This is a genomic window from Pseudomonas sp. R3.Fl (assembly GCF_023516765.1).
GTDB classification, from domain to species: domain Bacteria; phylum Pseudomonadota; class Gammaproteobacteria; order Pseudomonadales; family Pseudomonadaceae; genus Pseudomonas; species Pseudomonas citronellolis.
The window spans coordinates 6,415,751-6,428,993 of record NZ_JAMGSO010000001.1 but is presented as its reverse complement, the minus strand read 5'-3'; the positions used below and the strand labels follow the sequence as shown (position 1 = coordinate 6,428,993).

Annotated in this window: 11 protein-coding genes and 1 riboswitch; of the genes, 8 read left to right on the top strand and 3 right to left on the bottom strand. The window is 69.5% G+C overall.

Annotated elements, in window-relative coordinates; all coding sequences use genetic code 11:
* Positions 1–59: 59 nt before the first annotated feature.
* Entirely contained in the window at positions 60–701 is a 642-nt protein-coding gene (locus M8R19_RS28485) for an NAD(P)-dependent oxidoreductase (protein ID WP_249919594.1), read from the top strand.
* A gap of 239 nt (positions 702–940) precedes the next feature.
* On the opposite strand, the gene M8R19_RS28480 is transcribed toward M8R19_RS28485, so the two are convergent.
* Positions 941–2,926, bottom strand: a complete 1,986-nt coding sequence (locus tag M8R19_RS28480) for a linear primary-alkylsulfatase SdsA1 (RefSeq protein WP_249919593.1) — start codon at positions 2,924–2,926, stop codon at positions 941–943.
* 100 nt (positions 2,927–3,026) lie between these two features.
* Between M8R19_RS28480 and M8R19_RS28475 the strand changes: the two genes are divergently transcribed.
* On the top strand, positions 3,027–3,956 hold the full coding sequence (locus tag M8R19_RS28475) for a LysR family transcriptional regulator (protein WP_249919592.1): 930 nt from the start codon (positions 3,027–3,029) through the stop codon (positions 3,954–3,956).
* A gap of 30 nt (positions 3,957–3,986) precedes the next feature.
* Here M8R19_RS28475 and M8R19_RS28470 read toward each other — a convergent pair whose 3' ends face one another.
* Positions 3,987–4,148: a hypothetical protein gene (locus M8R19_RS28470; RefSeq protein ID WP_009618749.1), complete on the bottom strand. Its 162-nt coding sequence runs from the start codon at positions 4,146–4,148 to the stop codon at positions 3,987–3,989.
* Between the two features lie 100 nt (positions 4,149–4,248).
* Complete coding sequence (locus tag M8R19_RS28465; RefSeq protein ID WP_043318182.1) at positions 4,249–4,503, bottom strand: DUF1145 domain-containing protein; 255 nt, start codon at positions 4,501–4,503, stop codon at positions 4,249–4,251.
* A 250-nt stretch (positions 4,504–4,753) separates the two neighbouring features.
* Positions 4,754–4,852, top strand: a riboswitch (guanidine-I (ykkC/yxkD leader).
* A gap of 56 nt (positions 4,853–4,908) precedes the next feature.
* Between M8R19_RS28465 and M8R19_RS28460 the strand changes: the two genes are divergently transcribed.
* The 6 genes from M8R19_RS28460 (at position 4,909) to uca (ending at position 12,992) form a co-directional block, all read left to right on the top strand.
* Complete coding sequence (locus M8R19_RS28460) at positions 4,909–5,973, top strand: putative urea ABC transporter substrate-binding protein (protein WP_249919591.1); 1,065 nt, start codon at positions 4,909–4,911, stop codon at positions 5,971–5,973.
* A gap of 107 nt (positions 5,974–6,080) precedes the next feature.
* On the top strand, positions 6,081–6,896 hold the full coding sequence (locus M8R19_RS28455; RefSeq protein WP_249919590.1) for an ABC transporter permease: 816 nt from the start codon (positions 6,081–6,083) through the stop codon (positions 6,894–6,896).
* The gene (locus M8R19_RS28450; RefSeq protein WP_249919589.1) at positions 6,893–7,699 is read left to right on the top strand and encodes an ABC transporter ATP-binding protein; all 807 of its coding nucleotides are present in this window, start codon (positions 6,893–6,895) and stop codon (positions 7,697–7,699) included. Before M8R19_RS28455 ends, M8R19_RS28450 begins: the two co-directional genes overlap by 4 nt.
* Positions 7,700–7,708: 9 nt before the next feature.
* Positions 7,709–8,437, top strand: a complete 729-nt coding sequence (locus tag M8R19_RS28445) for an urea amidolyase associated protein UAAP1 (RefSeq protein WP_249919588.1) — start codon at positions 7,709–7,711, stop codon at positions 8,435–8,437.
* Between the two features lie 19 nt (positions 8,438–8,456).
* Positions 8,457–9,092, top strand: coding sequence for an urea amidolyase associated protein UAAP2 (locus M8R19_RS28440; RefSeq protein WP_249919587.1), 636 nt, complete (start codon positions 8,457–8,459; stop codon positions 9,090–9,092).
* A gap of 258 nt (positions 9,093–9,350) precedes the next feature.
* Positions 9,351–12,992, top strand: a complete 3,642-nt coding sequence (gene uca / locus M8R19_RS28435; protein WP_249919586.1) for an urea carboxylase — start codon at positions 9,351–9,353, stop codon at positions 12,990–12,992.
* Positions 12,993–13,243: the final 251 nt, after the last annotated feature.

Here is a 13,243-nt window from a genome sequence, read left to right as displayed (position 1 = left end):
GCAAGGCCGATCATGGGCGCCATTCCGCCGTGCTACGGCCTTTGCCCTGGAGCTTAACGATGAAAATCGCCCTGATCGGTGCCACCGGCCATGTCGGCCATTACTTCCTGGAAGAAGCCCTGCGCCGCGGCCTGCTGGTGACGGCGCTGGTCCGCGACCCGGCCAAGCTGGCCGACCGCGCCGGCCTCACCGTCGTGCGCGCCGACGTCTACGACGCCGCACAGGTGGCCAAGGCGGTGGCCGGCCATGACGTGGTCATCAGCGCCTTCAACGCCGGCTGGGGCAACCCGGACATCCGCGCCGCCCATGCCCGCGGCAGCCAGGCCATCCTCGACGGCGCCAAGGCCGCCGGGGTGAAGCGCCTGCTGGTGCTCGGCGGCGCCGGCAGCCTGGAAATCGCCCCCGGCCAGCGCCTGGTGGACAGCCCGGAATTCCCGGAAGCCTGGAAACAGGGTGCCCTGGGCGCCGCCGACGCCCTCGACCAACTGCGCGGCGAAAAGGACCTGGACTGGGCCTTCCTCAGCCCGGCCATGCTCCTCGAAGGCGAACAACGCACCGGCAGCTTCCGCATCGGCGGCGACCAGGTGCTGTTCGGCGCCAAAGACGAAAGCCGCATCTCCCTCCCCGACCTGGCCGTGGCCATGCTCGACGAAGCAGAACGCCCCGCCCACCACCGCCAGCGCTTCACCGTGGCCTATTGACCGGAACATTGTAGGAGCGGGCCCTGCCCGCGATTTCGCGCGCAGGGCGCGCTCCTACAAGGGAACACCGCGGGTGGGGCGGCGTAGGGCGTATAACCGTTCGCGGTTATACGCCGCCGGCCGGAACACCGATGCCCCATGCCGATCCGCCCTTCGTAGGAGCGAGCTTGCTCGCGAACGGGCGCGGTGCCGTGCGGTTCGCGAGCAAGCTCGCTCCTACAAAAAGCAAAGCCACGCGATCACCCCTCCCGCTTCTCCGGCGTGGCGATATCGAACCAGAACTCGAAGTCATCCAGCATCCCGAACAGCTTGGCCAGCAACAGCGGATTGCCCGAGCTCTTCAGCTTGCCCTGGGCGATCAGCACCACCGGGTTGGCCTCCTTGAGCAGTAGGCGGTTGAGGTCGGCGCGGTCGATGGTCACCGTCTGCCCGGCGTCCTCGCTGTGCACGCCGCGGATGTTGTTCAGGTGCGAGTTCTTCAGCTCCAGCAGGTATTCCTGGCCGATGTCCGGCAACACCAGGTTGATGGCGAAGTCCTCGCCCTCGGCCTTGCCGGCGTTCAGGCGCACGCCCAGGTAGTCGAACAGCAGGCCGGTGTCCATCGCGGCCAGGGCGTCGGCGCTGGAGGTCTTCAGCGACGGCAGGTCGCGCGGCACGCCGTGGCGCAGTTCGTCCGCCGCGGCCAGGTAGCTGTTGCGCCAGCCGGCGTTCTCCGCCTGGTAGCCCAGCTGCTCCAGGGCGTCGGCCTGCAGGCGGCGGGCAGCCTGGTTATCCGGCTCGGCGAAGACCAGCTTGTTGACCACCTCCACCACCCAGCGGTACTCGCCCTGGTCGAAGGATTTCTGCGCCATCTGCAGCACGTGCTCGGCACCGCCCATGAATTCCACGTACTTCTTCGCCGAATCCTCCGGCGCCAGCGGGTTGAGGGTGGCCGGGTTGCCGTCGTAGTAGCCCAGGTACTTGTTCACCACCGCGCGCACGTTGTGGCTGACCGAGCCGTGGTAGCCGCGGTTGTACCACTCGTTGGCCAGCTCCGGCGGCAGTTGGAAGCGCTCGTGGATCTGGTTGATGGTCACGCCCTGGTTGGCCAGGTGCAGGCTCTGATCGTTGAGGTAGCCGTAGAGGTCGCGCTGCTTCTCCAGGGTGCGGACGATGTCCTCATGCCCCCAGCGCGGCCAGTTGTGCACGGCGAACATCACCTCGGCCTGGTTGCCGTAGCGGTGCAGCGCCTCGTTGATGTACTTGCTCCAGCCCAGCGCGTCGCGGGTCTCGGCGCCGCGCAGGGTGTAGAGGTTGTGCAGGGTGCCGGTGACGTTCTCGGCCATCAGCAGGGCCTTCTGCTTCGGCAGCCAGACGTTCATCTCCGAGGGCGACTCGGTGCCGGGGGTGTTCTGGAAGGCGAAGTCGACGCCGTCGATGCGCAGTTGCTCGTCGTCCTTCTCGATCAGCCGGGTCGGCGCGATCAGGCTCATCGGCCCGTGGGCGACGGCCTTGCCGATGGCCATGTCCACCAGCCCCCGCGGGCCCTGGGGCAGCTCGGTGCCGTACTGGTAGGTGGCGCGGCGCAGCATGGCGTTGCCGGCCAGCACGTTCTCCTTGATCGCCGACTCCATGAAGCCCTTGGGCGCGATGATCTGCACCTCGCCCTTGTCCACCTGTTCCTGGCTCACCAGGCCCTTCACCCCGCCGAAATGGTCGACGTGGGCGTGGCTGTAGATGATCGCCTTGATCGGCTTCTGCCCCAGCTCCTGGCTGACCAGGGCATAGGCAGCCTTGGAAGTGGCCGGGGTGGTCAGGGTGTCGATGATGATCCAGCCGCTGTCGCCCTGGACGAAGGTGATGTTGGCCAGGTCGAAGCCGCGCACCTGGTAGATGCCGTCGGCGACCTTGTACAGCCCGTACTTGAGGTTGAGCAGGGCCTGGCGCTGCAGGCTGGGGTTGATGCTGTCGATGTCCTGGCCGGCATCGAGGAAGCCGAAGCCGCCCAGTTGCCAAGCCACGCTGCCGTCCTCGTTGCGGATCACCAGCTGCTCCGGGCGCTTGATCAGGCCCTGCTCGACCCGCGCGAAGTCGCTGCGGTCGTTGAACGGCAGCGCCTCGCGGACCTTCTGCTGCAGGGCCACGGTGAAGGCGCTGGGCGGCTTGGGCGCATCGGCGGGGTCGTCGGCGGCGAGCAGCACGGGCGACAGGCCGGCCAGCAGGACGGCGGCGGAAAGGCGCAGCATGGAAAACTCCGGTTCTTGTTATGGGAATGCCTGGCACTATGCCGGCAGGCATGGCAATAATTCCAATGCATTCCTTTACCGATCCTGATGCATACCAAGCATGACCGACCTGCGCCAGCTCCGCCATTTCGTCGCCCTCGCCGAACACGGCCACTTCGCCCGCGCCGCCGAAGCGGTGAACCTCAGCCAGCCGGCGCTCTCGCGCAGCATCCAGGCCCTGGAAAGCCAGCTCGACTGCCGTCTGCTGGACCGCAACCCGCGCGGCATCAGCCTGACCGCCCACGGCCGGCTGGTGCTGGAGCACGCCCGCCGCCTGCTGGCCGGCAGCCGCGCGCTGGACAACGCGGTGAGCCAGCTGGGCAACCTGGAGGCCGGCGAACTGCGCCTGGGCGCCGGCCCCTTCCCCGCCGCGCGCCTGCTGCCGCAGACCCTCGCGGCCTTCAGCCGGGCCCACCCGCGGGTCAGCGTGGCGCTGGCCATCGAGAACTGGCAGCTGCTGCACCGGCGCCTGCTGGACGATGAGCTGGAACTGTTCGTCGCCGACTGCCGCGAACTGCTGGGCGACCCGCGCCTGGACATCCAGCCGCTGCGCGAGCACGACAGCCTGCTGTTCTGCCGCCCCGGCCACCCGCTGCTGGCGCGCGGGCGCCTGGCCATCGACGACCTGCGCGACTACCCGCTGGCCGGCCCGCGCCTGCCGCGCGACGCCCACCAGCGCCTGGCGCGCAGCCTGGGCCGCGAGCAGCCGCTGGACGTGCAATGCGACGACGTGCTGATGCTCAAGGAACTGGTGCGCGGCAGCGACGTGCTGTGCCTGGCGGTGGCCGACGTGGTGGCCGCCGACGTCGCCGCCGGGCGCCTGGCCACCCTGCCCTGGCCGCGCCAGGCCGGCGACGCCGCGCTGCGCGGCTCGGCCTACGGCCTGGTGCGCCACGCCAGCCGCAGTCTGTCGCCGGCGGCGCAGGCATTCGTCGAGCTGTTGCTGCAGGTCGATGGCCAGGGCGTCGAAGGCCCGGCGCAGAACGACTGACGGCACCCGAAGGTGCCGTCAGCAGGGGCATCAGCGATGCCAGTAGTAGCCGGGGGCCGGGGCGTAGCGCACCGGCGGCGGCGGAGGCGCGTAGTAGCGATGGCCACCGCGCCAGCCGCCATGGTCGTGTTCGTAGACCACGCAGCCGGACAGCGGCAGGAACAACAGCAGGGCAACGAGAAGGCGACGCATGGCTAACTCCTGATCGGCATCCGCTTCGAATCAGCGGCTTAAACGATCAGACCCGGCGCCCCGGCGGCGGTGCCCGGCTACAGGGTAAAGCTTATGTAAATCACGGATTTACCCGCAGCGCGGGCAGGTGCAGCACGCCGAAGAACAGCACCTGCAGGCGCTCCAGCCAGGGTTGCCGGCGCGCCTTCAGGCGCCGGCCCAGCAGCAGCACCTCGCCGGCATGCACCGCCAGCAGCACGACCGAAAGCGACAGCAGCGGGCGGTACAGCTCGCCGAACGGGTACAGCAGGTTGACCGCGGCGGCCAGCCAGAACATGGCCAGCGCGCCCTTGGCGAAGGACAGCAGGTGCGACATGGGCGACTCCGATGGGGTGGATGGTCCGCGCAGTCTGCCGCGGGCCGCGCGCCGGCCGACACCGACTTTCGACTGGCGCACCAGGATGTGGCGGCGTGCCTCATCAGGGCGCATGGCGGCCCGGCGCAACACCCTGCCCGGCGGAGCCAAGCCTTCTGCCACGGGCCCTGGGCGAAGTTGGCACGCCCCTCGCTTTGTCAGCGGCGTGCAGGAATCGCCCGCCAACGCGGGCCGGCGGCACCACAATTCGAAAATGGATGGCTAGGGTTCCGGCTCGCATGGCGAGTGACTGGTCCGAGAGCCATCGACCTCCAGCGAGGTTACACGGCGGGACAAAAGCCCGGGAGAAGAGCGCGACCTAGCCGCCCGACTCCTGCCCGCCCGACAACCAACCGGAGGTTCCCCATGCGCAAGCCCCGTCTGCCCGCCCTGCTCGCCGCAGCCCTGACAGCCCTAAGCCTCGGCGCCTCCGCCGCGCCCAAGGACAGCTTCAACCTCTGCTGGACCATCTACGCCGGCTGGATGCCCTGGGAATACGCCGCCAGCCACGGCATCGTCGACAAGTGGGCGAAGAAGTACGGCATCCAGATCAAGGTCACCCAGCTCAACGACTACATCGAGTCGATCAACCAGTACACCGCCGGCCAGTTCGACGGCTGCACCATGACCAACATGGACGCCCTGACCATCCCCGCCGCCGGCGGCGTGGACTCCACCGCGCTGATCGTCAGCGACTTCTCCAACGGCAACGACGGCATCGTGGTCAAGGGCGCGGGCAAGACCGTCGCCGACCTCAAGGGCATGGACATCAACCTGGTGGAACTGTCGGTCTCCCACTACCTGCTGGCCCGCGCCCTGGAACACGCAGGGCTGAGCGAGAAGGACGTGAAGACCGTGAACACCTCCGACGCCGACATCGCCGCGGCCTTCAACACCGACGAGGTGCAGGCGGTGACCACCTGGAACCCGATGCTCGCCGAGGCCCGCGCCAAGCCCGGCACCAGCGAGGTGTTCGACTCCAGCAAGGTGCCCGGCGAGATCATGGACATGATGGTGGTCAACAGCCGGACGCTGAAGGACAACCCGGCCCTGGGCAAGGCCCTGGCCGGCGCCTGGTTCGAGACGGTGGCGCTGATGAAGGCCGACGACGCGCAAGCCAAGGCCGCCCTGGAACACATGGCCAAGGCCTCGGGCACCGACCTCTCCGGCTACCAGGCGCAGCTGGCCACCACCCGGCTGTTCGCCACCCCGGCCGAGGCCCTGGCCTTCGCCACCAGCCCGGCGCTGGCGGAAACCATGCAGCGCGTTGCGAAGTTCTCCTTCGCCCACGGCCTGCTCGGCGAAGGCGCCAAGTCGGCCGACGCGGTGGGCATGAGCTTCGCCGGCGGCGCCAGCTACGGCGACGCCGGCAACCTCAAGCTGCGCTTCGACCCGACCTACGTGCAGCTGGCCGCCGACGGCAAGCTCTGACGCGTGGTTTCTGGTTCCCCGCGTTCGCGGGGATGACGAGACGAAGCTCCTTCCCCCAGCGTCATTCCCGCGAACGCGGGAACCCAATGAAAAACAGGTAGGGAACCATGCGCCTGATCAACCTCCACCCCCAGCGCGGCGGCCGCCTGTTCCTGGTGCTGCTGCCCTTCGCCCTGCTGCTGTTCGCCTACCTCACCGGCTCGGCGGCGCGGCTGGCGGAGAACCCCAACGACAAGCTGCTGCCCGGCGTCGCGCAGATGGCCGACGCCGTCCAGCGCCTGGCCTTGCACGAAGACAAGCGCACCGGCGAAGTGCTGTTCTGGGGCGACACCGGCGCCAGCCTGCAGCGCCTCGGCCTGGGCCTGGGCATCGCCGCCCTGCTCGGCCTGGTGCTGGGCATCGCCGCCGGCAGCGTGCCGCTGTTCGGCGCGCCGCTGTCGCCGCTGCTCACGGTGCTGTCGATGATCCCGCCGCTGGCGATATTGCCGGTGCTGTTCATCGTCTTCGGCCTGGGCGAGCTGTCCAAGGTGGTGCTGATCGTCATCGGCGTCGCCCCCTGCATCGCCCGCGACATCGAGCAGCGCGCCCGGGAAATCCCCAACGAGCTGCTGATCAAGGCGCAGACCCTCGGCGCCAGCACCTGGACGCTGATCCTGCGCGTGGTGCTGCCGCAGCTGCTGCCGCGCCTGCTGGTCTCGCTGCGGCTGATGCTCGGCTCGGCCTGGCTGTTCCTCATCGCCGCCGAGGCCATCGCCGCCACCGACGGCCTGGGCTATCGCATCTTCCTCGTGCGCCGCTACCTGGCCATGGACGTGATCCTGCCCTACGTGGCCTGGATCACCCTGCTCGCCTGGCTGATGGACTGGGCCCTGCGCATGCTCACCCGGCGCGCCTTCCCCTGGTACGAAGGAGGCAAGGCATGAGCTTCATCGACGTGAACAACGTCTGGCAGGAATACGCCGGCAACGTGATCCTCGAACGCCTGAACCTGCGCGTCGCCGAAGGCGAGTTCTGCACCCTGGTCGGCGCCTCCGGCTGCGGCAAGTCCACCTTCCTGCGCCTGCTGCTGGGCCAGGAGCGCCCCAGCCGCGGCGAACTGCTGCTGGACGGCAAGCGCCTGGCCGCCGAACCCGACCCGAGCCGCGGCGTGGTGTTCCAGCGCTACTCGGTGTTCCCGCACCTGAGCGTGCTCGACAACGTCGCCCTGGGTCTGGAGCTGCCGCGCTCGAAACTGCTCGGCCGGCTGTTCGGCGCGGCCCGCCGCGAGGCCCGTGAACAGGCCGCCGAACTGCTGCGCAAGGTCGGCCTCGGCCATGCCCTGGACAAGTACCCCAGCGCGCTCTCCGGCGGCATGCAGCAGCGCCTGGCCATCGCCCAGGCGCTGGTGATGAAGCCGCGCGTACTGCTGCTCGACGAACCCTTCGGCGCCCTCGACCCGGGCATCCGCAAGGACATGCACGAACTGCTGCTGCAGCTCTGGCGGGAAACCCAGCTGACCGTGTTCATGGTTACCCACGACCTGTCCGAGGGCTTCAGCCTGGGCACCCGCCTGCTGGTCTTCGACAAGGTCCGCCACGACCCGCAGGCGCCCAACGCCTACGGCGCCCGCATCACCTACGACATCCCGCTCAACGCCGACCGCCGCGCGGCCCGCGCCGCCCTCCCCGCGCCCCTGGCGGCGCGCCTGGAGCAGCCGGCCGCGCCGGTGATCACCCCGGCCTACTGAGGAACCCCCATGACCGCATCCCTCGCCCTGCGCCCCACCCTCTACGAAGAAACCGTCCCCGGCGGCGGCCACACCTCCTTCGTCCTCAAGCGCGGCCAGCTGCTGCGCCTGACCGACCTCGAAGGCGGCGCCAACGTCAGCCTGCTGCTGTTCAACGCCCAGGAGAAAAGCGAGCGGCTGAACCTGCCGGACAGCCTCAAGGCCCAGCACACCGCCAAGCTCAGCGCCGGCCACTGCCTGTACTCGGACATGGGCCGGGTGCTGGCCGCCATCAGCGCCGACACCTGCGGCTGGCACGACAGCTTCGGCGGCGTGCTCAACGCCGCCGAAGTGCTGGAGAAGTACGGCCAGGGCCGCTACCAGGAACTGCGCAACGGCTTCCACCGCAACGGCGCGGACAACCTGCTGGTGGAAATGGGCAAGTGGGACATGCGCCTGCAGGACCTGCTGATGTGCCTGAACCTGTTCAGCCGCGTGGACGTCGACGCCGACGGCTGCTTCCGCTTCGCCGAGGGCAACTCCAAGGCCGGCGACTACGTCGAGCTGTACGCGCCCATGGACACCCTGGTGGTGCTCACCGCCCTGCAGCACCCCATGGACCCGAACCCGCAATACGCGCCCAGGCCCATCGGCCTGAGCTGGCACAAGGTCGAATCCGACGGCATCAGCGTGCTCTGCCGCACTTCGCGCCCGGAGAACGGCCGCGGCTTCCACAACACCGAACGCCTGTTCATTTGAATAGACAGAGGACACTTGCATGCCCATCAGCCACAGCGCCAAGCACCCCGAAGCCGCCGTCTCGCGCACCCTCATCAATGCCGGCGAACCCAGCCTGAGCGAACTCAAGGCCGGGCAGACCCTGCGCATCCTCGACCTGGAAGGCAACCAGGCGGTCGACACCCTGTTCTACAACGCGCGCAACCCGCGCGAGCGCTACGACGTGCAGCGCACCCTGCGCAAACAGGGCAGCGTCTACCTCAGCGCCGGCAGCGTGCTCTACTCCAACCTCGGCAACCCCATGCTGAGCATCGTCGCCGACACCTGCGGCCGCCACGATACCCTCGGCGGCGCCTGCGCCCAGGAAAGCAACACGGTGCGCTACGCCCTGGACAAGCGCTACATGCACAGTTGCCGCGACAACTTCCTGCGCGCGGCCCTGCACGACGGGCGCCTGGGCAAGGCCGACATCAGCCACAACATCAACTTCTTCATGAACGTGCCGGTCACCGCCGAGGGCGGCCTGACCTTCGAGGACGGCATCTCCGCCGCCGGCAAGTACGTCGAACTGCTCGCGCACATGGACATCATCGTGCTGATCTCCAACTGCCCGCAGCTGAACAACCCCTGCAACGGCTGGAGCCCGACGCCGGCGGAGTTGCTGGTATGGGACTGAAGCAGCCGCAAGCTGCAAGCGGCAGGCTGCAAGCGGTACGGCGCTGGCTGTTCCTGCTGTGCCAGAGCCGTTCGGGACAATGCCTGCACGGAGCCCCCGTAGGATGGGTTGAGCCCCGCGAAACCCATCGCGAATCCTCCGGCGATTGATGGGTATCGCTTCGCTCAACCCATCCTATGGAACCTGTTTCCACCACGGACGACCGTGGTGCGCACCGACTGACGGCGGGACGGCCCGCCACCCCATGGGGACTTCCTCATGTTCGACAAGCTCCTGATCGCCAACCGCGGCGCCATCGCCTGCCGCATCCTGCGGACGCTTCGTGAACTGCGTGTGGGCGGCGTGGCGGTCTACGCCGAGGCCGACGCCGCCAGCCTGCACGTGCAGCAGGCCGACGAAGCCTTCGAGCTGGGCGCCGGCCCCGCCGCCGGCACCTACCTCGCGGTCGACAAGATCCTCGCCGCCGCCCGCGCCAGCGGCGCCCAGGCCATCCACCCCGGCTACGGCTTCCTCTCCGAGAACGCCGCTTTCGCCGAAGCCTGCGAGGCCGCCGGCATCGCCTTCGTCGGCCCGACGCCGGAACAGCTGCGGCTGTTCGGCCTGAAGCACACCGCCCGTGCCCTGGCCCGCGAACAGGGCGTGCCCATGCTCGAAGGCACCGACCTGCTGGAAAGCCTCGACATCGCCCTCGCCGCCGCCGAACGCGTGGGCTACCCGGTGATGCTCAAGAGCACCGCCGGCGGTGGCGGCATCGGCATGCGCGTGTGCCGCTCGGCGCAGGAGCTGGGCGAAGCCTTCGACGCGGTGAAGCGCCTGGGGCAGAACAACTTCAGCGATGCCGGGGTGTTCATCGAGAAATACATCCAGCGCGCCCGCCACCTGGAAGTGCAGGTGTTCGGCGACGGCGCCGGCGAGGTCATCGCCCTCGGCGTGCGCGACTGCTCGGTGCAGCGGCGCAACCAGAAGGTGCTGGAGGAAACCCCGGCGCCGAACCTGCCGGCCGGCATGGCCGACGAGCTGTGCGCGGCGGCCATCCAGCTGGCCAAAGCGGTGAACTACCGCAGCGCCGGCACCGTGGAATTCGTCTACGACAGCGAGGCCGAACGCTTCTACTTCCTCGAAGTGAACACCCGCCTGCAGGTGGAGCACGGCGTCACCGAGCAGGTCTGGGGCGTCGACCTGGTGCGCTGGATGATCGAACTGGCCGCCGGCTGCCTGCCGCCGCTGGCCGAACTGGCCGCCGCACTCAAGCCCAGCGGCCACGCCATCCAGGCGCGCCTGTACGCCGAGGACCCGGGCCGCGACTTCCAGCCCAGCCCCGGCCTGCTCACCGCCGTGCGCTTCCCGCCGGCCGACGGCCAGGCCCTGCGCATCGACACCTGGGTGGAAGCCGGCTGCGAGATACCGCCCTACTTCGACCCGATGATCGCCAAGCTGATCGCCTGGGCGCCCAGCCGCGCCGAGGCCAGCGCCGCCCTCGACCGCGCCCTGGCGGACACCCTGCTGTACGGCGTGGAAAGCAACCGCGCCTACCTGCGCCAGATCATCGCCGACGCGCCCTTCGCCAGCGGCTCGCCCTGGACGCGCTGCCTGGAGGGCCTGCGCTACCGCGCCGACACCTTCGAGGTGCTGGGCGCCGGCACCCAGACCAGCGTGCAGGACTACCCCGGCCGCCTCGGCTACTGGGCCGTGGGCGTGCCGCCGTCGGGGCCGATGGACGACCGCGCGCTGCGCCTGGGCAACCGCCTGCTGGGCAACCCGGAAGGCGCGGCGGCGCTGGAGATCACCCTCAGCGGCCCGAGCCTGCGCTTCAACACCGACGCGGTGGTGGCCGTGACCGGCGCGCCGCTGGCCGTGCAACTGGACGGCCGCGAGCAGCCCATGGACACCAGCCTGTTCGTGCCCGCCGGCGCCACCCTGAGCCTCGGCGCCATCGCCGGGGCCGGCGCGCGCAGCTACCTGTGCCTGCGCGGCGGCCTGCAACTGCCGGACTACCTGGGCAGCAAGAGCACCTTCACCCTCGGCCAGTTCGGCGGCCACGGCGGCCGCGCCCTGCGCGCCGGCGACGTGCTGCACCTGGCGCCGCTCGCCGACGCCCGCCACGGCGCCAGCCTGCCCGCCGAACTGCGCACCGAGCTGCCGGCGCTGCGGCGCATCCGGGTGATCTACGGCCCCCACGGCGCGCCGGAATACTTCACCCCGGCGTACATCCGCACCTTCTTCGCCACCGACTGGGAAGTCCACTTCAACTCCAGCCGCACCGGCGTGCGCCTGATCGGGCCGAAGCCGGAGTGGGTGCGCGACAGCGGCGGCGAGGCCGGCCTGCACCCCTCGAACATCCACGACAACCCCTACGCCATCGGCGCGGTGGACTTCACCGGCGACATGCCGGTGATCCTCGGCCCCGACGGCCCCAGCCTGGGCGGCTTCGTCTGCCCGGTGACGGTGATCGAGGCCGACCTCTGGCAGCTCGGCCAGCTCAAGGCCGGCGACAAGGTGCGCTTCGAACCGGTCGACATCCCCTTCGCCCGCGCCTTGGCTCTCTCCCAATCCGCGGAATATCGCGCTCTTCGTAGGAGCGAGCTTGCTCGCGAACAGCTCGGCACCGGGTTCGCGAGCAAGCTCGCTCCTACGAGAGCAAGCGAGCCAAGCTCGCCCATCGTCCTCGACCTCGGCCGCGATGACACCCGCCTGCTCGCCCGCCTGGCCGGCGACACCCACCTGCTGCTGGAAATCGGCCAACCCGAGCTGGACCTGGTGCTGCGCTTCCGCGCCCACGCCCTGATGCAGGCGCTGGAGGCCCTGGCGCTGCCCGGCGTGATCGACCTCACCCCGGGCATCCGCTCGCTGCAGGTGCACTACCAGCCCGAGACGCTGCCTCTGGCGCAACTGCTGGAAACCGCTGCCGGCCTCTGGAACGAAGTCTGCGCGGCGCGCGACCTCAAGGTGCCCTCGCGAATCGTCCACCTGCCGCTGTCCTGGGACGACCCGGCCTGCCAACTGGCCATCGAGAAATACATGACCACGGTGCGCAAGGACGCCCCCTGGTGCCCGAGCAACCTGGAATTCATCCGCCGCATCAACGAACTGCCGGACCTGCAGGCGGTGTACCGCACGGTGTTCGAGGCCAGCTACCTGGTCATGGGCCTGGGCGACGTCTACCTCGGCGCGCCGGTGGCCACCCCGCTGGACCCGCGCCACCGCCTGGTCACCACCAAGTACAACCCGGCGCGCACCTGGACCGCCGAGAACTCCGTGGGCATCGGCGGCGCCTACCTGTGCGTGTACGGCATGGAAGGCCCCGGCGGCTACCAGTTCGTCGGCCGCACCCTGCAGATGTGGAACCGCTACCGCGAGGTCGAGGCCTTCGCCGGCAAGCCCTGGCTGCTGCGCTTCTTCGACCAGATCCGCTTCTACCCGGTGAGCGCCGACGAGCTGCAACGCATCCGTCGTGACTTCCCGCTGGGCCGCTACCCGCTGCGCATCGAGCACAGCGAGCTGCGCCTGGCCGACTACCAGGCCTTCCTGGCCCGCGAGGCGGACAGCATCGAGGCCTTCCGCGCCCACCAGCGCGCCGCCTTCGACGCCGAGCGGCAACGCTGGATCGCCTCCGGCCAGGCCCACTTCGAAAGCGAGGAAGTCGCCCCCGAGCTGGGCGAGGACGCGCCCCTGGGCGCCGGCCAGCACGCCATCGAAAGCCACGTCGCCGGCAACCTCTGGCAGGTGCAGGTGAGCGAGGGCGCCAGCGTCAAGGCCGGCGACACCCTGGTGATCCTCGAGTCGATGAAGATGGAGATCCCCCTGACCGCCCCACGCGACGGCGTGGTCCGCGAGGTCCGCGTGCAGCCCGGCTCGCCGGTGCGGGCGGGGCAGCGGGTGGTGGTGCTGGAGGAGGCGTGAACGGGTCCGCCAAGCAAGAGCAAAGAGCCCCTCTCCCCAGCCCTCTCCCGCAAGCGGGAGAGGGGGCTGTTCGGAGCGAGGGGACACGCTGGAGTCATCCTGAAAACCCATCGTTAGACACCGCGCCAGGCAGCTCTTCCCCCTCGCCCTTCAGGGAGAGGGGGCTGTCCGGAGCAGGGATAGAGATTCGATTCATCCTGAAACCACGGCCCAGCCCGTGATTTGAACCCGACATCGCGCCGGGCCGCTCT